General features: G+C 67.0%; 21 protein-coding genes. 17 read left to right on the top strand and 4 right to left on the bottom strand.

Translation table 11 applies throughout. The annotated features are described in order from the left end of the window. Positions 1-556 precede the first annotated feature (556 nt). Positions 557-781, top strand: coding sequence for a hypothetical protein (locus tag PGN16_RS13800; protein ID WP_335309951.1), 225 nt, complete (start codon positions 557-559; stop codon positions 779-781). A gap of 118 nt (positions 782-899) precedes the next feature. Here PGN16_RS13800 and PGN16_RS13805 read toward each other — a convergent pair whose 3' ends face one another. After that, positions 900-1,289 (bottom strand): hypothetical protein, encoded by a 390-nt coding sequence (locus PGN16_RS13805; RefSeq protein ID WP_335310341.1) that lies wholly within the window; start codon positions 1,287-1,289, stop codon positions 900-902. 5 nt (positions 1,290-1,294) lie between these two features. Continuing rightward, positions 1,295-1,981, bottom strand: a complete 687-nt coding sequence (locus PGN16_RS13810) for a DUF433 domain-containing protein (RefSeq protein WP_335309952.1) — start codon at positions 1,979-1,981, stop codon at positions 1,295-1,297. A gap of 347 nt (positions 1,982-2,328) precedes the next feature. Between PGN16_RS13810 and PGN16_RS13815 the strand changes: the two genes are divergently transcribed. Beyond that, entirely contained in the window at positions 2,329-3,129 is an 801-nt protein-coding gene (locus PGN16_RS13815; protein WP_335309953.1) for a tyrosine-type recombinase/integrase, read from the top strand. A gap of 133 nt (positions 3,130-3,262) precedes the next feature. Then, positions 3,263-4,048, top strand: a complete 786-nt coding sequence (locus PGN16_RS13820) for a DUF3108 domain-containing protein (RefSeq protein ID WP_335309954.1) — start codon at positions 3,263-3,265, stop codon at positions 4,046-4,048. Here the strand turns inward: PGN16_RS13820 and PGN16_RS13825 are convergent. Continuing rightward, a complete protein-coding gene (locus PGN16_RS13825; protein WP_335309955.1) occupies positions 4,014-4,394 on the bottom strand; it encodes a hypothetical protein in 381 nt (126 codons plus the stop codon). The genes PGN16_RS13820 and PGN16_RS13825 overlap by 35 nt on opposite strands. A 566-nt stretch (positions 4,395-4,960) precedes the next feature. On the opposite strand from PGN16_RS13825, the gene PGN16_RS13830 reads away from it, so the two are divergent. The 9 genes from PGN16_RS13830 (at position 4,961) to PGN16_RS13870 (ending at position 14,026) form a co-directional block, all read left to right on the top strand. Next, positions 4,961-6,130, top strand: coding sequence for a hypothetical protein (locus tag PGN16_RS13830; RefSeq protein ID WP_335309956.1), 1,170 nt, complete (start codon positions 4,961-4,963; stop codon positions 6,128-6,130). A gap of 144 nt (positions 6,131-6,274) precedes the next feature. Further along, positions 6,275-6,487, top strand: a complete 213-nt coding sequence (locus PGN16_RS13835) for a hypothetical protein (RefSeq protein WP_335309957.1) — start codon at positions 6,275-6,277, stop codon at positions 6,485-6,487. Positions 6,488-6,506: 19 nt separating this feature from the next. Continuing rightward, positions 6,507-6,959, top strand: a complete 453-nt coding sequence (locus PGN16_RS13840; RefSeq protein WP_335309958.1) for a PaaI family thioesterase — start codon at positions 6,507-6,509, stop codon at positions 6,957-6,959. 74 nt (positions 6,960-7,033) lie between these two features. Beyond that, positions 7,034-7,864 (top strand): LysR family transcriptional regulator, encoded by an 831-nt coding sequence (locus PGN16_RS13845; protein WP_335309959.1) that lies wholly within the window; start codon positions 7,034-7,036, stop codon positions 7,862-7,864. 78 nt (positions 7,865-7,942) lie between these two features. Beyond that, entirely contained in the window at positions 7,943-8,995 is a 1,053-nt protein-coding gene (gene dndB / locus PGN16_RS13850) for a DNA sulfur modification protein DndB (protein WP_335309960.1), read from the top strand. Next, positions 8,970-10,511, top strand: coding sequence for a DNA phosphorothioation system sulfurtransferase DndC (gene dndC / locus PGN16_RS13855; RefSeq protein WP_335309961.1), 1,542 nt, complete (start codon positions 8,970-8,972; stop codon positions 10,509-10,511). The genes dndB and dndC overlap by 26 nt, the downstream gene beginning before the upstream one ends. After that, positions 10,508-12,514, top strand: coding sequence for a DNA sulfur modification protein DndD (gene dndD, locus PGN16_RS13860; RefSeq protein WP_335309962.1), 2,007 nt, complete (start codon positions 10,508-10,510; stop codon positions 12,512-12,514). Before dndC ends, dndD begins: the two co-directional genes overlap by 4 nt. Continuing rightward, positions 12,495-12,863 carry a DNA sulfur modification protein DndE gene (gene dndE, locus PGN16_RS13865; RefSeq protein ID WP_335309963.1) on the top strand — a complete coding sequence of 123 codons (369 nt, stop codon included), beginning with the start codon at positions 12,495-12,497 and terminating at the stop codon, positions 12,861-12,863. Before dndD ends, dndE begins: the two co-directional genes overlap by 20 nt. Continuing rightward, entirely contained in the window at positions 12,860-14,026 is a 1,167-nt protein-coding gene (locus PGN16_RS13870) for a cysteine desulfurase family protein (RefSeq protein WP_335309964.1), read from the top strand. Before dndE ends, PGN16_RS13870 begins: the two co-directional genes overlap by 4 nt. Positions 14,027-14,087: 61 nt before the next feature. On the opposite strand, the gene PGN16_RS13875 is transcribed toward PGN16_RS13870, so the two are convergent. Continuing rightward, entirely contained in the window at positions 14,088-14,675 is a 588-nt protein-coding gene (locus PGN16_RS13875) for an outer membrane protein (RefSeq protein WP_335310342.1), read from the bottom strand. A gap of 384 nt (positions 14,676-15,059) precedes the next feature. On the opposite strand from PGN16_RS13875, the gene PGN16_RS13880 reads away from it, so the two are divergent. The 5 genes from PGN16_RS13880 to PGN16_RS13900 all read left to right on the top strand — a co-directional run bounded on the left by PGN16_RS13880 (position 15,060) and on the right by PGN16_RS13900 (position 20,430). Further along, on the top strand, positions 15,060-16,406 hold the full coding sequence (locus PGN16_RS13880; RefSeq protein ID WP_335309965.1) for a hypothetical protein: 1,347 nt from the start codon (positions 15,060-15,062) through the stop codon (positions 16,404-16,406). Positions 16,407-16,528: 122 nt separating this feature from the next. Continuing rightward, complete coding sequence (locus PGN16_RS13885; RefSeq protein WP_335309966.1) at positions 16,529-17,827, top strand: SMODS domain-containing nucleotidyltransferase; 1,299 nt, start codon at positions 16,529-16,531, stop codon at positions 17,825-17,827. A gap of 5 nt (positions 17,828-17,832) precedes the next feature. Further along, positions 17,833-18,426: an SLATT domain-containing protein gene (locus tag PGN16_RS13890; protein WP_335310343.1), complete on the top strand. Its 594-nt coding sequence runs from the start codon at positions 17,833-17,835 to the stop codon at positions 18,424-18,426. A 274-nt stretch (positions 18,427-18,700) separates the two neighbouring features. Then, entirely contained in the window at positions 18,701-19,105 is a 405-nt protein-coding gene (locus PGN16_RS13895; RefSeq protein ID WP_335309967.1) for a hypothetical protein, read from the top strand. A gap of 2 nt (positions 19,106-19,107) precedes the next feature. Then, positions 19,108-20,430, top strand: a complete 1,323-nt coding sequence (locus PGN16_RS13900; RefSeq protein WP_335309968.1) for a DGQHR domain-containing protein — start codon at positions 19,108-19,110, stop codon at positions 20,428-20,430. Positions 20,431-20,715: the final 285 nt, after the last annotated feature.

Here is a 20,715-nt window from a genome sequence, read left to right on the forward strand (position 1 = left end):
GAGTGTCTACCACGGGGGCTGATCGGTGCGGGATTGTGCATGATCCGATGAATCTATGTCTATACTCCCTGTTCCATCGTTCCACTGTTCCAAGCCGACTGAAAAGCGCGGAAATCCGCCATTTGCGCCACTGGGCGACCCGGAACGAGATTTTCAGGCGTCGTTCCGCCGTTCCGGGCCAATCGAGAAGGCCATTTAGCCCATTTGTCCTTACGGCACCTCCGGAAACGCTTGAAAGCCGGGGCTCAGCGCCCGCCGCCTCGGCCGCAAAGTCGTGGTTGGGGCCCGTAGCCAACGGGGGTCCGCGCTGAGCCGGTGCTGATTACGCACAATCATTCCTCAGTTGCGCCGCGCTGCTGCACCACATTCGCGATTGTGCGATTGACACGACCCTTGATCGCGGCGGCGCATACGCATATTGATCAGCGCGCTGGCACCTAGTGCCCCGGCCCCTCACACTGCCACACGTGAGGCATCTGGATCGCAGCAACGCAACGGTGGCGCTTGTCGATGGGCAAGCATGGACTGTTGCGACTGGAGATCAGAGATGAACAGCATGGCGATCGAAGCACGTGAGGACCGAGCCCGTCGCGCTATCAGGCGGAAGGGCGACGGATGTTTCCGACTGCAAAAGACGCCTGCGCGGGCTTGGCAACGCGCGGAGTATGGCCCCGGCTACCAAGTGATTGACAGCTACGGAAACACAGTGGTGTTCGGTTACTGGCATCGACCGTGGCAGGCGACGCTGCAGCAGATCGAGGAGTGGTCGGCCAGCTCCTGACGGCGGAGTGGGCGGCGGTAGTGGTCAAGCTGGCCGCCGCCCTTGTTAACCTCTTGCGAAGTTAGCACCAAAGCCCCGTGGGTAGGGCCTTCGATATATCAACGTCGTAGGGTCAGGGCTAGCGCGACGCGGGCTTCAGCTTGTTGCCCGATATGCCCAACTCGAAGCAGCCGTTCGCCATGCTCTTAGATGTGGTCTCCATCACGGGCCACATCGTAAGGATGCGAGCGGCTTGGCGATGTAGTGGCAGATCAAGCACCGCGGGCATCAGGAAGAAGCCGATGAGGTTGGACCTGAGGAACAGCTCACGAGACGGCCGCTTCGTGGCGATGCGTCTATCCCCGGACAGGACGCACCATCCACCTTCCCGCCCTAAGCGCTCAATCCATTCTTCATCGGGCAGGCTGCCAGTGTTAAATAGATCTTTGATGTGCACTACTTCATGGCGGCCTACGAACAACGCCCCAAGACCTCTTGCGAGGACTGGAGGTAGCATGTTGTCCACCATCAGCTTCACGCGGCTTTTCGCATTCCTAGCTGCTGTTCGTAAGCAAGGGCATCGCGGATGAGGCGCGGTTTTATCTCGTAGATTGCCGCGACCTTCGCGACTGAGCCTTCGGCTTCCACCGCTTGGGCAACGCGCGCTGTCGTGATACCATGGTCTGCAATTATCGGCTGACCAAAAGCACGATCGGGGTCCGCGACGATGGTTTTGCGGCCGTGTAGCAGCCACCATCGTTCCGCGCCCTCCGGGCCGAAATCGAGATCTTCAAGGCTGGGTGCCACGACGCGATTGAACACGCCTTGGCTGCGCTTCAGGTCGATCAATAGCGGTTCATCAAGGCCGCGCGATATCTCGACGAAGATGGTTTTCCCGTCCGTCTTAAACTGCGTGGTCGAGAACGGGCGATCCTGCCCGACGATATCGCGAGCCCGATCTAGGCAAGTGCGGATGGTCTGCAAACCGATGTTCCGCCGCCGCAGTGCGTTCACGATCCGGGCTTCTACCAGGTCGCGGAAGCCTAGAAGGACTCCGTCGTCGTCGTTTGGCTCGTATTGGGGGCGCCAAAGGGGTGCCTCACGCTTCGCATCGTGATCGTAGCCGGTTAGCCAGCGGCGGAGGGTTTGCACGTTCATGCCGACCATCCGCGCCGCTTCCGGGGCGCTGTAGATGCCAATTCCGAACGATGCGGGGTCCATAGAATGTTCTATAGCCATAACCGGGGCTGGCTTCCCATACCCTTTCGGCGTTCCGAGTCGCCATCGCGTTCGACGGGCTAAGGGAAGGTGCTAAGCACGAAACATGCCATTGCAGCCCCGCGACTCAAGTGGGTGAAATTGTGGGTTAACCTGAAATCTCTGCACCCTGTTCGAATCCCTCCGTCTCCGCCAGGCCATCGTCCAACACCGTCCATTAGCGTCCAGCGTCGCTTGTTAGGCGCGGAAATCCGCGCGATTCTTCTCCATCACCGTCCAACGGCCTCCATTACCTTCCGAGCAAGTTCGGGGGCACCGCGGGGGCATGTGATCCGGAGAATGGGGGCACGATGCTAACCGACACGGTAGTCCAACAGCTGCGCGCTGAGGAGAAGGACTACAAGCGCGGCGATTCCGGGGGCCTCTACATCTTCGTCGCCACCTCGGGTCGGAAGACCTGGCGGCTGAAGTACAGGCACGCCGGCAAGGAGAAGCGGCTGGTCCTAGGCACCTATCCGGAGATGAAGCTCAAGGCCGCCCGCGCACGTCGCGACGAGGTCAAGATGCACCTCCGGGAGGGGAAGGATCCCATGCTCGAGGCGAAGCGCCAGCGGATCGTCAACGAGTCGCTCGCGACGGAGACGTTCGAGAAGTTCGCGCGCGCATGGTTCGAGGCCCAGAAGCCGCGGTGGAAGCCGGTCCATGCGAACGATGTGATCACCTCGCTGGAGAACGACCTCTTTCCCGCGATCGGCCGCTATCCGATCCACCAGATCGACGAGCCGCTCCTGCTCGCCGCGTTGAAGGAGGTCGAGGACCGCGGCGCCAAGGAGACGGCGCGCCGCCTCCGTCAGCGCGCCGAGCGCATCTTCAAGTATGCGCGCGCGCACGGCTCGGCGGCGAAGAGCAACCCGGCAATCGACGTGCGGGAGGCCATGGCCCCGTTGCCGAAGAAGCGCCGGTGGCCGGCGATCACGGAGATCGGGAAGCTAAGGACGCTGGTCCGGGACGTCGACCGCGCGGGCGCGTCGCCGGTCACGCGTCTGGCCAGCCGGTTCCTCGGTCTAACGGCGCAGCGTCCCGGCATGGTCCGAGGCCTCCCGTGGAGCGAGATCGAAGGCGTCGACTGGTCGAAACCCGACGCCCCGTGAGCCGCCTCTCGCCAACGCGATAACAGCCCGTGCAAGATGTTCGTCGCGGCGCGATGCGTTTCATCGTGGCGTCCTTTTCCGCGGCGCCAGACCCTGCCGAGATCGGCCTTTCCGATACGCCGGAGGCCGTGACTTGCGTCGAACCCTGCTCATCCCCGCCGTGGGGGCCCTCCTCCTCATGACCCAGCCGGTCGCCGCGCAGACGGCGGTCAGGGTGGGCCAGCCGCTCGCCCGCTTTGATCTGCTCAAGCCCGGCGTGCACCGTTACGCCCGCTATCGGATCGAAGCCGGAAAGCGGACGCTGGTGGACCTCTGGACACGCACGCTCAGCTTCGAGGCGCTGGACGGCAAGGCTTCGATGCGCGTCCACCAGCGCTGGGACGTGGCAGCGCCGAAACCCGGAGGCGTCAGGACGTTAGAGCAGGACAGCTGGTTCGAGCCCCACACGTTCCGGCCGCTGACGCACGTCCGCCGTGAGACGCGCGACGGGTCCGCGGTCGTGAAGGATTACCGCTTCCTTCCTGGCAGGACGATCGGCCTCGAGGACTTGGCGGGCAACGCGGCGAGTGACTTCGTGCTGGAGACCGCCGAACCGCCATTCAACTTCGAACACGACATGGAGCTGCTGCAGGCGCTGCCGCTCGCTGATGGCTACGCCGCCGACATCGTGTTCTATGACGCCGGCATCGATCCAAAGCCCGATCACTACGTGTTCAAGGTCGCGGGGTCGGAGGACATCGTCGGATGGGACGGCCGCCCGGTGCACTGCTGGGTCGTCACGGCGGACTACAACACCGGGGTGGTCAGGGCGCGCTTCTGGTTTGACAAGAAGAGCCAGATTTTGATTCGCGAGGCGACGGACCTCCCCGATGGCGCGCGGCTGATCAAGACGCTGCTGCCGCCGGAACCGGGTGACTGACGCTCGTCCGACAAGGGGCGGATGGCGCCGCCCTCAAGTCACTACGGCCAGCGCGGGTCGCCTCGCTCACCTTCGTGGCGACCTCCTCGAGCGTTGCCACCAGCCGGTTGATCTGCGTCCAGCTGCCGAGCAGCTCCGACCCGTAACGGGTGATCAGGTATTCGCGACGGCTGCTCAGCTCATGGAGGTGCGCGAGCGTCCTACGTCGTAGCCGCAAGCCGATCGTCTCAGCCAGATCCCCACGACCGGCAAGGTCGTGCTGCATCCCCCTCAGCGCCTCCGCGCTCACGCCGTGATGCAGCAGATAGGCGTTGAGCCACAGCTCAATGGCCTGCATCGCGAGCAAGCGGGCCGGCGCCCAAGTCACGGGATGCCCCCGGGCACCACGCGTTAGGAGTTGACGTGCCGCGCCCTGATACTCGGCTGCGAGCGTCGAGATCTGAGCGACGGTAGCCGTCTGTCCAGGATAGACGCGTTCCTCCATCGATCAGGTTTGCCACTGGCGACGCAAATTCTTCCTTAATCGCGACGCGAGCAGCCGCGGTCGCGTTGGCCCGCAACCGCCGCCACGCGCCTTCTCCACCTGGAGGAGGAGGTCGGACTAGGGCCGAGGGGCATAGTCCTTGTTCGCGAGCGCGGCTGCCGCACGCCTCCGTCGAAGGCTACCGTGTATTCCATGACGCCGTTGTGGCGCTTGGCCGCGTTTCAGAAGGACTTGAACGGCCGGTCGACCGGACGACTCGTCAAATCTCACAGTGCGACGATCGCCAGCTGCGGACGACGAACGACGTGCCGGGTGGCGTCGCCGACCGACATGGAGCGGAGCACCCCTTGTCTTGGGAACGACGCAGGTTCAGCCTCCGCAGCTGCACGGCGGCCGGGGGAAGCGGACGCCTAAGGGGGTACTCGGAGATGAACGCTGTACGTCTGATGCTAAGCCTTTCGCTCGCCGGCTCGCTGGTGACCACGCCCACGGCGGCGCTCGCCGAGGACGATACCGCCAAGACCGGCGTGATCGCCGCGCTCGGTGTCGAGGCCGCGGGTGGGAAGTCGACAATCGCCGGTGGCGCCGGCGCGATCGAGGCGGGCGTGCTCGCCAGCGACGCGATGCTCAGGGCGGGCGCTGTGGTCGCCAGCCTAGCCAACCGGGGCGCGGCCGGCGGACGCGTGCTCGTCGTGTCCCGCGATCAGCAGGTATCGCTCTCCATGGTGAGGGTCGTCCGGGACCGCATACAGGCGGTCCGCGACCTCGTCGCCCGGACGCCGTGCCCGAAGCCGCCGAAGACGCCGCCGCCAGCCGAGCCGAACGGCGTGACGTTCTACGGGCTGCGTATCACGCCCGGCCCGGTCACGCCCTTCCTCTCCGACATCGCCGGCGCCATCGCGACCGACACGACGATCAACCCCGTGGCGTTCGCCGCCGACGACCGCGTGCTGGTCAACGCGATCGTCATGGGTCGGACGGAGACGAGATACGCACTCTCGGGTGCCGAATGGATCTCTACGGACGCGGCGGGTGCGGCGGACCCGCCGGGGGACCGAACCGATTCCGGCGACTTGACGAGGTCCTCCTTCTTCGTCCCCGGCGAGATCGCTGACGTCGGAGACTCGACGCCGACGCGGACCGCCTACGACGCGATGCTGCGGGAGGTGGACGCGAAGCGTGGATGCTCGGGCGACGCGATCAAGGGAGCGGTCGCCACCGCCGACGCACTGGCTACCAGCCTCAACGCATCCGAGAAGGGCGCGACGTCCCCGCTCGTCACCGCGATGCAGCTCGACCAGCTGCTGGGCACGTCCGCCAGCGGCACCGGGTCGACCTACCTCCTGCGCGTGGCCGTCGAGCAGACCGGCGGCACCGCGATCTCGCGCGCGGGCATCGTCTACACGCTCGGGTTCCCGGGCGCGTCGGTCGTCAGCGCCGGAGTGCTCGTGAGCTTCAGGCTCATCCAGCCACGGACCGGCGCCATCGTCATGGCCGGCGTGGTCAGGTGCGCCGTCCCGCAGACGAGGTTCTCGAAGGTCCGGGACACGATCCTGCGCAACGCCGACCGGACGGCCTGCTCCTACCGCGCGGGATAGCGGAGGGCCGCTTCCTCTGGTTCTTCGTGCAAGTCCGAGGGGCGCGGCGATGCCGCTCCGGCGTTCGTCGCGCATCCAAGCCGCCGGTCGAGCGACCGTTGTGAACGCACCGCGCGTCGCCGACCGTCCTGATGGAGGTCGACGATGGGAAGACGGAGCTGCGTGGCACTGGCGCTACTGGCCGCCACGCTCACGGGTGGATGCACGACGGCGGAGCGCAACCAGGTCGCGCTCGATCTCTGCAGCCGGCAGAGCTGGTGCACCGCGACCGAGCAGCCGCCGGAACCTTCCGGACCGCCGCAGGTGCAGGCGATGGAAGGGCGCAAGCGCGAGCGAGTCATCAGCCCGAACAGATGACGATGGGCGGAGGCTTGGCATGAGCGACACTACGGCGGCCGCGGCACTTCCCTTCAAGCCCGATCCGAACGATCCGGGGTGGTTGAGCTGGGTGCCGCGAGACAGCACACGCTACAACGGGTTTCTCGAAAGGATCCTTGTAAGGCGCGACGGTCCGGTGGGTCACGTCCGGATGTTCCCCACCCACGAGCATTCGAACATCGCCGACATCGTGCACGGCGGGGTCACCTTAGGCTTCATCGATTGCGCCATGTTCGTCACGATGCGCCTTATTGGTGACGTCGGCACCGGGCCGGCGCTGACCCTCGAACTATCCACTCAATTCCTCGGGCCTGGTCATCTCGGGCGAGCGCTAGATGCCGAGGTCGAACTTCTGCGCGAGACCCGTCGTCTCGCCTCCCTACGCGGCATCGTGCACCAAGACGCCGATAAGGTCGCGGCGTTCTCGGGAACGATACGCATCCAGCGATAATGCTTAAGAGCGCCAAAGCGGTGGCCGTTTCGCGACGGGCGATCTAGGGTCGCCGCGAAGGAGGCGGCGGGATAGTGGCGGACAGGTTCGAAGACCTCAGGACTTACGTGACGGTCGTCTCGTGCGGCGGCATCAACGCGGCCGCCGCCGAGCTTGGGATCGCGAAGTCCGCCGTGAGCCGCCGGATCTCGGACCTCGAAGCCCGCCTCGGCGTGACGCTGCTCGACCGCTCCAACCGCCGTTTCGATGCGACGGCCGCGGGCCAGGCCTACTTCGACCGCGCGCGCGACCTCCTCGCGAAGCTCGAACAACTGGACGCCGACCCAGCCGCGCTCAACGCCAGCGCGCACGTCACTGTCGCGGCGGACCTGGCCGTGATGCGACATCTCCTCGCAAGCCCTCTGGCTGCCTTTTCGCGCGAGCGCGAGGGCGTCGTCCTGCACCTCGTGGGCCCAGACGAACCCGCAGAGGTGTCGATCGGCATGGACGAGAACGGCGGTCATCGTCTTGCGGACGTGAAGTACGTCCTGTGCGCGGCTCCCGATTATCTCGCCGAATACGACGCGCCGGCGACGACGTCCGACCTCGGCGGACATGCCGGGATCCTGCTCGTCGATCAGGATGAGTCCTGGCAGCTGTCGGGCGGCGGCGCGCGTTCCCCGCGCACGGTCGTCGAAGCGGCCGACGCAGACGTCGCCCTGGCGCTGACGCTCACCGGCCTCGGCATCGCGCAGCTGCCAGACTTCGTCGTCCAACGCGCACTGGCAGAGAAGTCGCTGGTCCAGCTGCTCGAGACGGCGACGCCGCCGCCGCGCCGGCTGGCTGCGTCCGTCTCAAGCGACGCGTCGACCGCGGCGCACGCGCTCGTCGACGCGCTCGCCGCAGGACTGGCGGACAGACGCTGACGCGCTGACGGACGGCCAGCCCGTCCGAATTCCATGGTGGTGAAGATGCTCCGGACCAGTTCCGGAGGAGGAAAAGACATGTCCAACACTTACAGTTTCGCCGCCATCCGCGGCGTACAGGCCGGCCGGGCCTTCTACGTCGCGATGGTGCCCATCAAGACGCTGGAGCGCCTGTTCAGCTTCGACGACGAGGAGCTGCCGACGGCGCTGCGCGCCCAACGCGCGCTGAACCGCGCGCGCGTCCCGGCCATCGCCCGCTACGTCGCCGACCATCCCAGGGACTACGTGCTGTCCGCCCTGTCGGCCACGATCGACGGGGCGTTCGCGTTCGAACCGGCGCCCGGCGAGCGCTCGGTCGGGACGCTCAACGTCGAGATGACCGCGACGCTGCTGATCAACGACGGGCAGCACCGCCGCGCGGGGTTGGTCGAGGCGCTTCGCGACCGACCGTCGCTCGGCGACGAGACGATCGCCGTGACGCTGTTCCCCGACGAGGGGCTGGCGCGCTCGCAGCAGATGTTCGTCGACCTCAACCAGCACGGCGTGCGGCCGGCACGCTCGCTGCGGCTCTTCTACGACGGGCGCGACGACGGTGCGCGCCTCAGCCGAGCGGTCGCGGACGCGATCCCGCTGCTGCGGGACATGACCGACTTCACGCGCTCGAACCTGGCGGCCGGCTCCCGCAAGCTGTTCGCGTTCAGCAGCATCCACACGGCCGTCACCACGCTTGTCGACGCGGCATCCCTGCCCGCGAGCCCGGACGACCCGTCGAGCGCGGTGGAGTTCTGGGAGTCGGTGATCGCCAACATGCCCGACTGGCTCGCCGCCGGGCGCCGCGAGGTCGCGCCGGCGGAGCTGCGGCGGGACACGGTGCACGCGCACGGCATCGCGCTGGAGGCGATCGCTGTCGCCGGCGCGCGCCTGCTCGTCGAGAGGCCGAAGGACTGGCGCGACGCGCTCGCCGGCCTTGCCCGCATCGACTGGTCGAGGTCGAACACCGGGCTATGGGAGGGGCGTGCCTTGGTCAGAGGCAGGGTGAACCGCTCACGGGCCAGCGTGCTGCTCACGGCCGAGCTGATTTCACGCGCGCTCGGGCAGGAAGCCGATGACGCGGGCGCCGGAACGCGCTAGGATTCCGAATGGAGCCAAGTCGATGAAGAAGACCCTAGACGACACCAATACTTTAGCCGCGATCCATCGGGATGTCCGCGAGATCTACCTCTCGGACAGCCGTCCTTGGGTGGTGGGATACTCGGGTGGGAAAGACTCCACGACCGCCCTGCAGCTGATCTGGACCGCCGTATCGGCGTTGCCGCCGGAGCAGCGGCAGAAGAAGATCTATGTGATCAGTTCCGACACGCTCGTCGAGACGCCGGTAGTCTCGCACTACATCGACGTGTCACTCGATCGCATCGCGGCGGCCGCGGTTGAGCAAGGTATGCCGATCATCACGCACAAGGTGGTGCCGGAGACCGACAAGAGCTTCTGGGTCAACCTGATCGGGCGCGGCTACCCCGCGCCGTCGCGGCGGTTCCGCTGGTGCACCGAGCGCCTGAAGATCGAGCCGGCAAACGACTTCATCAAGAGCCGCGTCGCCGAGTTCGGCGAGGTCGTGATGGTGCTGGGCGTGCGCCGGCAGGAATCCGCCACCCGCGCGCAGGTCATGTCGCTGCACAGCATCGAGGGCTCGCGCCTGTCGCGCCACTCGTCGCTGCTCAATGCGTTCGTCTACGCGCCGATCGCCGACTTCTCGACCGACGACGTCTGGACCTATCTCCTCCAGAACACCTCGCCTTGGGGCAACGACAACCGCGACCTCGTCGCCATGTACCGGAACGCCGCGTCGGGCGAGTGCCCGCTCGTCGTCGACACCTCGACGCCCTCGTGCGGGAACTCGCGCTTCGGCTGCTGGGTCTGCACCGTCGTCGAGCGCGACAAGGCGATGGAGGCGATGATCGACTCCGGCGAGGAATGGCTCACCCCGCTGCTCGAGTTCCGCGACAAGCTGTCCGAGACGCAGGATCCCGCGCGCAAGCTGGAGTTCCGCGACCACCGCCGCCGCTCGGGTCGGGTGTCCTTCATCGGCGAGACAGACCGCGTCATGCCGGGTCCCTACACCATGGAGTTCCGCCGCGAGCTCCTGAAGGGGCTGCTGGAGACGCAGCGCCAGGTCGCCAACGAGGCGCCCGCCGGAGAGGCGCCCATCCTCATCCACGAGGCCGAACTCCACGAGATCCGCCGTCTGTGGCGGACCGAACATGGCGACTGGGCGGACTCGGTGCCGCGCATCGTGCGCGAGACGCTCGGGCGCGACCCCCGGTTCGTCGAGCCGGACTGGGTGTCGGAGGACTCGGTGGCGTTCACCGCCGACGACGGCGAGCTGCTCGAGGCGGTCTGCGCAGAGAACGACGTCCCCGCCGACCTCGTCATGAAGCTGCTCGAGATCGAACGCGCGTCGCACGGGCTCAAGCGCCGCCACGCGGTGCATACCCGGATCGAGGAAGCGTTCTCGCTGGAGTGGCGCGACCTCGACACGCTGGTCGCGGAGCGGCGCGAGGTGCTCGGCCCGCGCGCCGCGGCTGTCGCCATCGACGTAATCGACGACGACGCCGAGCTGCCGTTCGACGGCGAGGAGGCGGGGCGATGATCCTGCGCACAATCGAGCTCGAGAACTTCGGCCTCTACTCGGGCCGCCAGACGCTCGACCTGGTCCCCAGGCGCCGGCCGGGTGGTGAGACCCCGGTGATCCTGTTTGGCGGCCGCAACGGCGCGGGCAAGACGACTTTGCTGGAGGCGGTGCGTCTCGCGCTCTACGGCCGACGCGCGCTCGGGCACCGGGTCGGCCAGGCGGAATACGAGCAGCACCTGCGCGGACGCATGCACGTCGGCGTAGGCGGCGTCGCCGCGGGCGCGTCGTCGGTTGGCCTCGAGTTCGACTACGCCGAAGCGGGCGTCGTCCACCGCTACCGCGTCGTGCGCCGCTGGACGGCCAAAGGCGCCAAGGCGGTCGAGACGCTCGTGCTCGAGAAGGACGGTCGCCCGGTCGAGGGCGTGCCGCGCGAGGAGTGGCACCACTTCCTGCAGGAGCTGATTCCGCCGGGCGTATCGCAGCTCTTCTTCTTCGACGGCGAGAAGATCGCCGAGATCGCCAGCGACGAGGTCGACGAGGGGTTGGCCGAGGCCGTCCGCGGCATGCTCGGTGTCGAGCTCGTCGGGCGCCTGCGCACCGACCTCGGCCTGTTCATGGCTCGCCGGAGCCGCAGGGAGGACGCCGCTACAGCGACGCGCCTCGAGCAGATCGTGCGCGAGGAGGCCGAGCTCGACGCGCGCATCGGCGACGTCCGCGAGACGGTCGCCGAACTCGCGTCACGGCGCTCCGGCCAGGCACGCCTGGCCGCCAACACCCGGCAGCGGTTCACCGCGGAAGGCGGCGACGCGGCCAACCAGCGCGCGTCCCTCGAGGCGTCGCGCGTCGAGCTGCGCGAGCAGCTATCGCGCCGGGAAGGCGAGCTCCGCGAATTGGCCGGCGGGCTGCTGCCGTTCGCGATGGCGCCGAAGCTGGGGGCTGCGATGACCACCGCCCTCGGCAGGCCGACCGGGGGGCACGGGGCCGAGGCGGACGCGCTCCGCGAGCGGCTGCTGGCCTGGCGCAGCGCCGGCGACCCACCGCGGGCGGCGCCGTGGAAGGACGGGCACTGGCGTGACCTGGAGACGTTCCTCGCGCGCGAGGCGGCCGCCGCGTCCGAGCAGGGATCCGGTCCGCTCGACCGTCTTCCGGCGAGCGAGCGTGCAGGCCTCATGGCGCAGCTGCGGGAGGTCCGCGAGACGACCGTCGCCCGGGCCGCGCTGGTCGCCGCCGAACTCGACCGCCTCGCGGGGCGCCTGCGCGAGGTGGAGGCCAATCTCGTCCGCGCGTCGGGCGAAGCCGCCGGCGTGGTGCTCGACGAACTGGTGCTCGCCGAGCAGCAGGTCGGCGCGATCGAAGCCGAGATGCGCGCGCGCGAGGAAGAGCTGAAGGGCCTCGAATACCGCCGCGCGACGCTGCGTCGGGACCGCGACCGTCTGCTGGCCGCCCAGGCCAGCGCGGAGGCGGCCGAGGGGCGTGCCGCACTCGCCGGCCGCATCGGTGTCGCACTGCAGCGCTACGAGGAGCGGTTGCTGGAGACCAAGCTGTCGAGGCTGCAGTCCGAGTTCGTGCGGTGCTACAACCACCTCGCGCGCAAGGAGGGATTCGTCGCGGACGCACGGATTGACCGCGCGACCTTCGAGACGACGCTGATCGACCGCGACGGCCACGAGATCGCGAAGTCAGCGCTCTCCGCCGGCGAGAAGCAGGTCTACGCGATCGCGATGCTGTGGGCGCTGGCACGGACCAGCGGCCGCGCGCTGCCGATGATCATCGACACGCCGCTGGCCCGCCTGGACTCGCAGCACAGGAAGGCGCTCGTCGAGCGCTACTTCCCCGAGGCGAGCCACCAGGTCATCGTGCTCTCGACCGACACCGAGGTCGACGAGGCGCTGCAGCGGCGGCTGATGCCATCGGTGAGCCACACCTACCGGCTCGATTACGATCCAGCGCTGCGCGCCAGCACGGCGGTGCGCGGCTACTTCGACGACGAGGAGGCGCCCCATGCGGCTCACCAAACTTAAGATCTCCGCCGACGCGTCCAGCCGCCTGCGGTCGCTCCGGCAGCGGACCGGCCTGACGCCGAACCTGCTGTGCCGCATGGCGATCGCCCTCTCGCTCGAGGAAGGGCCGGTCGGTGCGGTCGAGGTCGACGAGGGCGGACAGGAGTTCAACGCCTATACGCTGACGGGCGACCACCACGCCCTTATCGCCGCCATGCTCCGCTTCGTGGAGGAGGGCGTGGACGGCCACAGCCTGCCCGACGAGGCGCTGGTCGACCGGCTGCGGGCGCACATCCACCGCGGTGTCGCCACGCTCGCGGTTCGCGCCAAGGGACCCGTCGACGTCGCGCGGCTGGCGATGGCCGCATGAGCGGCGAAAGCGGGCCGATCTACCTCGACCACAACGCGACCACGCCGACCGACCGACGCGTCGTGACGGCGATGCTGCCGTTCTTCACGGAGGTGTTCGGCAATCCGTCCAGCGTGGAGCACGTCCACGGCAACCGAGCCCAGGCGGCGGTGGCCAAGGCGCGCGCGCAGGTCGCGACGCACCTCGGTGCGCGCGAGAACGAGATCGTCTTCACCGGCAGCTGCACCGAGGCGAGCAACATCGCCATCCTCGGTGCCGCGCGCGCCCGGCCCGAGCGGCGGCACCTGATCACGTCCGCGGTCGAGCACCCTGCGGTAATGGAGCCGATGCGGCAACTGGAGCGCGAGGGCTACGCGCTCACCGTCGTGCCGGTCGACGAGTTCGGGCGCGTGGACCCGGCCGAGGTGATCGCCGCGATCCGCGACGACACCGCCGTCGTCTCGATCATGGCCGCCAACAACGAGGTCGGGACGATCAGCCCGATCGCCGGCATCGGCGCTGCCTGCGAGGCGCGCGGTGCGCTGTTCCACATGGACCTCGCCCAGCTGCTCGCCCACCAGCGCTTCGACGTGCAGGCGAACGGCGTGCACCTGGCCAGCGCGTCCGGGCACAAGGCCTACGGTCCTAAGGGGATCGGCGCCCTCTACGTGCGGTCGCGCTCGCCGCGCGCCCGAGTCGAGCCGACCGTATGGGGCGGGGGCCAGGAACGCGCGCTGCGGCCGGGAACCCTGGCGGTCCCGATGATCGTCGGCATGGGCGAGGCGCTCGAGATCGCCGGCAAGGAAGGACCGCGCGAGGGCGTGCGCCTGCGCGCGATGGGCGACGGCCTGGTCGCGCGCCTGCTATCAGACGTGGACGGCTTGGCGATCAACGGTCACCCGACCGAGCGCATTCCAGGCAACGTCTCGCTATCGATCGCGGGCGTCGAACCGCTCGCGCTGATGCACCGGCTGAACGCCTTCGCCAGCTTCTCGGCGTCGAGCGCGTGCGCGACCGACAAGGTGCAGACCAGCCCCGTGCTTGTCGCCATGTTCGGCGACACGCCGCGCGCGCGTCAGGCGTTCCGGGTGTCGCCGGGCCGCGGCACCACCGAAGCCGAGATGACGGCGTTCGGCGATGCGCTCGTGGAGGCGGTCGGCGACCTGCGGCGTTTCGCCGCCTAGTTAAGGTCGCCGACATCATACGGGCTGGGGGACTTGGTCGCGCCCAGCCGATGCCCTTCTATCAAAAGCGGAAGCCGATCCCGAGCACTCCTTGGTGGCGGCTATATAGCCCCTCGTAGTTCGAGTAGCGGTACTCCGCCTTCACGCTGAGCCCGCCGCCCAGCCGCTTCTCGATCCCGCCGCCGACGCGCACGCCGTCGGAATCGAGGCCACCCGCAAAGTTGTATGCGGGGGTGGCGCTATAGGTGAATTCCGAACCGGTGCGGGCATTGGTGTAGCCGACCTTGCCGTAGATCAGCGTCGATCCCCCGACGACGGTTCCGATCCGCCCGCCGATGTAGAGATCGCGCAAGGCCTTCTCGCAGGCGATGTTCGTGCTGACCGGAGCCGTGCCCTGGTATCGCCGGCAGCCCTTGCTCGTCGACCCGGTGAGCTCGGCCTCAGCGCCGATCACCAAGCCGCCCGCCTGGACGTCGTAGCCGACCTGCCCGCCATTTACCGCGCCAGTGCGGTTGTCGGACTCGCGATTATGGTCGATGCCGATGATCGCGCTGACGCTGGGGCCGGTGAATGTGCGGTCCTGTGCCACGGCGGGCGACGAGGCGAACGCGGCGCAGGCTACGCACGCCGCGAGAATGCTTTTCATCATGAACTCCACGAGATCGCTGGCGGCGGCGACGCCCTCGCCACCTAAACCGTCAGGAACCCGGCTACCCTGCGATGCTCGAAAGCAGGTGTAATTCGCGTCTCGACGAGCGCCGCGGTTGAGCGATTATCCGCAAGTGCAGCAACCAGGCGCCCGAGCATCGGCGCGCCATCCAGGCTTAGAATCGCCATCCTGAAAATTAGTGCTTGCCAATTCTAAGCCGCCGTCCTAGCTGCAGCTCAGCCACCCCGGACGGGGAGGCGGTACACCAGGCCGGATGGTCGGGAGCAGACAGACTGGTTCAGGCAGGCGCCCGCGATGGGACCGTCCGCATGATCCGCCGCTGAAGGCGCCCGATCTCCTGCTGCAAAGCATGGAGATTTTTTTATGAATATCGTTCTCAAGATCCAGGACGCCGCGCGTCAGACCAGCAAGCTGAACAAGCTGCTCGGCACCGTGTCCCTCACCAGCATGATCGACCTGCTGTCCAGCGCCGGGCTGGAGGCCAACCCGCGCCTGTCCAAGGTCAGCCGCGTCACCGACGACATCGAGGAGAGCCTGGCCAAGGAGCCGGAGATCTTCCACTTCATGAGCAAGGGCATCCTCGTTGCCGCCAGCACGGTGGAGGAGCTCGACCGCAGCCGCTTCCGCCTGGAGTTCGACGATCCGGACCTCGAGGGCATCCTCGACGGCGGCCACAACTCGCTCGCCGCCGGCCGCTTCATCCTGCGCAAGGCGCTCGCCGTCCGCCACGGCGAGGAGAAGGCCGACGCGATGATGAGACCGCTGAAGACCTGGGAGAAGTTCAAGTCGGCCTGGACCGACAACCTCGACCTGGTGCGCGAGGAGAAGGCCGCGATCCCCGAGATCCGCATGCCGATCGAGGTGATCTACCCGTCGGACGACACCGAGGGCTTCGCCTACTTCCAGGAGAAGGTGCTGGCCATCAACGCCGCCCGCAACAACAACGCCGAGCTCACGGCCGAGGCGCGGGCGAACAAGCTCGGCTACTACGACGAGATCAAGGCGGCGCTCGATCCCGCGCTCGTGACCGAGGTCGAGTGGAAGACCAACGATGGCGGCCGCATCAAGGTGCGTGAGCTCGTCGCCCTGTCGCTGATCCCCCTGTCGAAGATCGAGATCAAGGAGACCGAGCAGGTGCGGCGGTCCCCGACGGTCATCTTCTCCTCCAAGGGGCAGTGCGTCGACCTCTACGACAAGCTGATGGCTGCCGACGGGGTCGCGCAGGAGACCAAGGGCAACATCGTCGAGGTGGTCGACCCGAAGGTGAAGAGCGCGCTCGCGCTGATGAAGGACATGCCGCGGCTGTTCGACCTCGTCTACAAGCTGCTGCCGGAGGGTTACAACAAGGCCGGCGGCCGCTTCGGCAAGATCGACGGCGTGCGCATGGCCGCCGACGGCAAGGTGCTCAAGTCGCACTACTACCGCGAGCCGATCAGCTACAGCTACGGCGACGGCTTCATGTACCCGCTGGTCTTCGGCCTCAGCTCGCTCATGCGCAACACTGACGACGGCGTGACCTGGATCACCGACCCCGACGCCTTCATCAAGAAGAACATGCCGACGATCATGAAGTCGTTCTACGCGATGATCGCTGGCGTGAACTTCGACCCTGCGAAGGTGGGCAAGTCGGGCGGCGCCTACAACCTGGCCTGCGACCTGGTCGCCGCGGCCTACAAGGACGAGCTGCTCCGCCAGCACGGCATCGTCTGAGCTTAAACGGTCCCCCGGCCCGGCCGGGGGACCTAGCCGCCCGTCAATCACACGATCTGCGCGACCGGACCGGGTCGGCGGGAGCCAGCGCGAGGACGCTCGCCTGCGCCCGGAGAAGATCCATGGGTACCGCTGAAGACTTCAAGACGTTCCTCGGCAACATCGCCGTCGACAACCACCAGACCATCGAACTCAGGTATGGCGAGATCACCGCCGCCCTGAACAAGAAGTACCGCGACACCGAGTCCAAGACCGCCAACAGCCTGCAGGTCGGCTCCTACGGCCGCTGGACGGCCATCAAGGGCGTCTCCGACCTCGACATGCTCTACCTGATGCCGGCCCGCTCGCGCGCCGACTACGACGGTGAAGGCGGGCAGTCGCGGCTGCTGAAGGACGCCGCCGACGCGATCAGCGCCCGCTATCCGACCACGACCGTGAAGGTCGACAGGCTGGTCGTGCGCGTCCTCTACACGTGCTTCCACATCGAGGTGCAGCCGGTGTTCGAGCGGGACGACGGAGGATTCGACTATCCCGATACATACGGCGGCGGCAGCTGGAAGGTCACGCGCCCCCGCGAGGAGCACGATGCGCTCGCCGACCTCAACGGCCGCAAGAACCGCAATGCGCGCCGGCTGTGTAAGATGGCGCGCGCCTGGCGCAACCGCCACGGCGTCGCGATGGGAGGGCTGCTCATCGACACGCTCGTCAACAACTTCCTGGAGGGCACTGACGAGTACGACACGAGGAGCTACCTCTACTACGACTGGATGGTTCGCGACTTCTTCGCCTTCCTTAAGGACCAGCCCGACCGCGAGCACTACGCCGCGCTCGGCAGCCGGCAGCGGGTGAAGGTCAAGAAGAAGTTCCAGAAGAAGGCCGCCAAGGCCCATGACCTCTGCCTCAAGGCAATCGAGGCGGACGGCGAGGACAACGTCGGCGCGAAGTGGCGCAAGGTGTTCGGCCGGCACTATCCGGCTGCGAAGGCCGCAGAGGTGCGCAAGGCGGCGCTCGTCGAGGCGGGCACGCAGGCCCGCGACACGGAGGAGTTCTTCGAAGACGTCTACGCCGTCGACGTGCGCAACTACCTGAAGATCGATTGCGAGGTGTCGCAGAACGGGTTCCGCGATTACCTCCTGCGGCCTCATCTGCTCCAACGGTTCCGCATCGGGCACAGCAAGTCGCTGCGCTTCCATGTCGTCAGCCACGACGTCCAGCAGCCCTACAAGGTGGTGTGGAAGGTTACGAACCGAGGGCCGGAAGCCGTGCGCAGGAACATGATCCGCGGTCAGCTTCTGCCCGATGCGGGCCGCGAGCAGCGGACGGAGACCTCCAGCTTTCGGGGCGACCATGTGGTCGACTGCGCCATCGTCAAGAACGGGGTGGTGGTCGCGCTTGACCGCATCTCGGTGCCGATCGAGTGAACGCCATGCAGAGAGACGAACTCCTCAAGTGCATCGCCGAGACCGGCTACAACGTCGGCTTCGGCGCGAAGAAGCACTTCGCGACCTACGACATCGTCGAGAAGGCGCCTGGCCTGATCTCGTTCATCGCCACCGCGATGGGGATCTACGGGCTCGTGTGGGAGGTGCTCGCCGGCAAGGCGATCGCCGCTACATTGACCGTGGTCGGCGTCGTCGGGCTGTACATCATGATGTATGACAGCCGGAAGGGCGAGTATAACGCCGCCGGAGTGGAGCTGACCAAGCTCTTCAACCGGCTGCGGCACCTCTACCGCACGGTGAAGTCCTGCCCCGACGCCGACCTGCCGAGGCACGAGGCGGAGCTGCGGACGATCGAAGGCGAGTACTATCCGGTCGCGATCAGCAAGCAGATCCTGCTCGCCGACTGGTGGGCCCACTACAAGTTCTTCTGGCAGCACCAGATCGACTGGATTGACGAGCAGAAGCACTTCCGCCTCATGCGCGACAAGATCCCGCTGAGCCTGTCGCTCGCCGTGCTGGCACTGGCGGCCGTCGGCCTTTCATGCCTTGTCGGCTACCTTCATCCGTGGCGCGGATAGGCGCTACCGCGCGCCTAGCCTCTCCGAGCCCGCCGGGGCAGTGGCGGCGGCAATCGCACCGGAACGGCGTCGACCGCACCTGACGTTGCCGTGTGATCGGCAGTATGGTTGAACCATCGCAGATAACATTTGGGGGACGAGGATGGCGGGAGAAGACGAGCCAGCGAAGACGGTGAAGCCGGCCTGGAGAGTACTCCATAGCCGATGGACCCGTCCGGCCCGCCAATGGTCGTTCTGGACGTTCCTCCTAGTCGGCATAATCCTACTCGGCGGCTTGGCGGTGTGGATCGAGGGCTACCGCTACCTGAACGACGTGCCCAAAGCCCCGGAAACGACCGACCTTGGCCCCCTCCAGCTGGCGCTCGCCACCGCCGGCCTAGCGGTGGCCGGGCCGGCGGCAATGCAGCTGCTCTACAGCCGAGACAAGCTCGCGATCGTCTTCGCCATCCTGCTCTTCACCATCGAGATGATCTTCGCGATGTATCTGATGCAGTTCGGCAGGCCCGGCGGATGGGGCACTTTCGGGGGTGGTCTGACTTGCGTAGCCATTGCCGTGGTCGCGTGGGTGCTCGCCAACGGCGACGACGACATCTTCCAGGACGAAACGCCGATTGACGCGTCCGCCGGCGGCAACCCGATGCGGAAGCTGCCTTCCGGCGCATCGCCGGCAGCGGTCTGACGATGGCCGACGCATTTCCGATGCGCGTGCCCGCGCTTCGCGTCGACCAACCGGTCGGCACTTTCTTCGCCGTCGTGTTGAAGGCGCGCATCCTGCTCGATGTGGCCTACAGCGACGTGGTCAGCGCCGAGCTGGACCCGAGGACCGGCAGTTATGAGGTAGACGGCGCGCAACGCCTGTCAGATCCGCGCCGGCTCGACGCCATTGCACGATACATCAACCGCATCGACGCGACGTTCCCCAACTCGATCATCCTCGCTGCTAACATTTTGCGCGCCGACGTGCGGGTGGAGGGCGACATCGACGCCGACGACGGGGACGAGCAGGACGAAGAGGCCGAGCTCGCCAAGCGGTGGAAGATCGAGGCGACGCCGACGCACGACTCCGACGGCAACGAAGTCGGCGAAACCTACGAGCTCATCATTCCCACCGGAGACAAGCTCGCCGCCGTGATCGACGGACAACACCGCCTGTTCGCGTTCGCCCGCGCGGATGCTGCCGCGCTCGAACAGGACCTGCTGTGCTCCGTGTTCATCGACTTGCCCAAGTCGATGCAGGCGACGATCTTCGCCACCATCAACTCGAATCAAAAGGCAGTCGACAAGAGCCTCACCTACGAGCTGTTCGGCTACAACCTGGCCGACGAGCCAGAGGACCAGTGGAGTCCGGAAAAGCTCGCCGTGTTCCTCGCCCGCCGACTCGCGACGGACCCGGAGTCGCGCATGCACGGGCGCGTCGCGGTCGCGCCGGTGAACGACTTCGCGACGGCCGCGATGATCCGCCAGTCGGACATGAAGCTGTCGTTCGCGGCGATCGTCGGCGGCCTGCTGCGGATGATCAGCTCGAACCCCAAGGAGGACGCGAACAAGCTCAAGCGCAAGGCCGGCTCGAAGCGGTCTATCCTGCCGCTCGGCAAACCGCCGTTCCGTCAGGTCTACATCGACGGGAACGACGCCTTCATCTACGCGGCGACCCGCAACTTCCTCAACGCCTGCGACCGCCTCTTCTGGCGACCCGCGACAGGCAACTCCTTCATCCGCAAGACGGTTGGCGTGCAGGCGCTGTTCGACGTGTTTCGCGAGATCGCGCCGTCAATGCTGGAGGCGCAGGACATGACGGAGGCCGCGTTCATCGCGAAGCTCCGGCCGTCGCTTGGTGTCGATTATTCGGACGACCACTTCACGGACGCGTCGGGGTCGAACCGCACCAGGATCCGCCGCATCATCCGCGCGCGTCTCGGCCTCATCGGTGACGATGACGTTCCAGACGGTGATAAGCCTTTCGCCGCGCTTCCCGTACCAGCGCAATTGCCGCCGGAGGACTGACCCACCAGTCGCACGCCTATGTCATCCGACGCTTCCGGACACCGTCCGTCGCGAATGCCGTGAGATAGGTCCGGCAGGAGCTAGCCTCCGGTCATGCGCTGGAAAAATAAAGGGCTCCACCGCGACTCCAGCCGGGAGGATCGCCGCTTTTACTCGGGAGAGGAGGTTGGGAGCGGCGACCATCCGGCCCGCCACGTGCGACTGGCCCGGCGAAGGCGGTTAAGCGCATTTGCGCGGTTCGGAACGGCAGCGTCCCTCGGCTGGCGGATCGGATGGGCGCTGATG

This window comes from Sphingomonas phyllosphaerae (assembly GCF_036946485.1).
In the GTDB taxonomy this organism is placed as follows: Bacteria; Pseudomonadota; Alphaproteobacteria; order Sphingomonadales; family Sphingomonadaceae; genus Sphingomonas; species Sphingomonas phyllosphaerae_E.

What these genes read in the sequence shown, in the direction of transcription:
- PGN16_RS13885 (WP_335309966.1), top strand. Translation starts at nt 16,529, where the DNA reads ATGGGTACCGCTGAAGACTTCAAGACGTTCCTCGGCAACATCGCCGTC.
- PGN16_RS13830 (WP_335309956.1), top strand. Translation starts at nt 4,961, where the DNA reads ATGAACGCTGTACGTCTGATGCTAAGCCTTTCGCTCGCCGGCTCGCTG.
- PGN16_RS13840 (WP_335309958.1), top strand. Translation starts at nt 6,507, where the DNA reads ATGAGCGACACTACGGCGGCCGCGGCACTTCCCTTCAAGCCCGATCCG.
- PGN16_RS13890 (WP_335310343.1), top strand. Translation starts at nt 17,833, where the DNA reads ATGCAGAGAGACGAACTCCTCAAGTGCATCGCCGAGACCGGCTACAAC.
- PGN16_RS13870 (WP_335309964.1), top strand. Translation starts at nt 12,860, where the DNA reads ATGAGCGGCGAAAGCGGGCCGATCTACCTCGACCACAACGCGACCACG.
- PGN16_RS13800 (WP_335309951.1), top strand. Translation starts at nt 557, where the DNA reads ATGGCGATCGAAGCACGTGAGGACCGAGCCCGTCGCGCTATCAGGCGG.
- dndB (WP_335309960.1), top strand. Translation starts at nt 7,943, where the DNA reads ATGTCCAACACTTACAGTTTCGCCGCCATCCGCGGCGTACAGGCCGGC.
- PGN16_RS13900 (WP_335309968.1), top strand. Translation starts at nt 19,108, where the DNA reads ATGGCCGACGCATTTCCGATGCGCGTGCCCGCGCTTCGCGTCGACCAA.
- dndC (WP_335309961.1), top strand. Translation starts at nt 8,970, where the DNA reads ATGACGCGGGCGCCGGAACGCGCTAGGATTCCGAATGGAGCCAAGTCG.
- dndD (WP_335309962.1), top strand. Translation starts at nt 10,508, where the DNA reads ATGATCCTGCGCACAATCGAGCTCGAGAACTTCGGCCTCTACTCGGGC.
- PGN16_RS13835 (WP_335309957.1), top strand. Translation starts at nt 6,275, where the DNA reads ATGGGAAGACGGAGCTGCGTGGCACTGGCGCTACTGGCCGCCACGCTC.
- PGN16_RS13810 (WP_335309952.1), bottom strand. Translation starts at nt 1,981, where the DNA reads ATGGACCCCGCATCGTTCGGAATTGGCATCTACAGCGCCCCGGAAGCG.
- PGN16_RS13815 (WP_335309953.1), top strand. Translation starts at nt 2,329, where the DNA reads ATGCTAACCGACACGGTAGTCCAACAGCTGCGCGCTGAGGAGAAGGAC.
- dndE (WP_335309963.1), top strand. Translation starts at nt 12,495, where the DNA reads ATGCGGCTCACCAAACTTAAGATCTCCGCCGACGCGTCCAGCCGCCTG.
- PGN16_RS13875 (WP_335310342.1), bottom strand. Translation starts at nt 14,675, where the DNA reads ATGATGAAAAGCATTCTCGCGGCGTGCGTAGCCTGCGCCGCGTTCGCC.
- PGN16_RS13805 (WP_335310341.1), bottom strand. Translation starts at nt 1,289, where the DNA reads ATGGTGGACAACATGCTACCTCCAGTCCTCGCAAGAGGTCTTGGGGCG.
- PGN16_RS13880 (WP_335309965.1), top strand. Translation starts at nt 15,060, where the DNA reads ATGAATATCGTTCTCAAGATCCAGGACGCCGCGCGTCAGACCAGCAAG.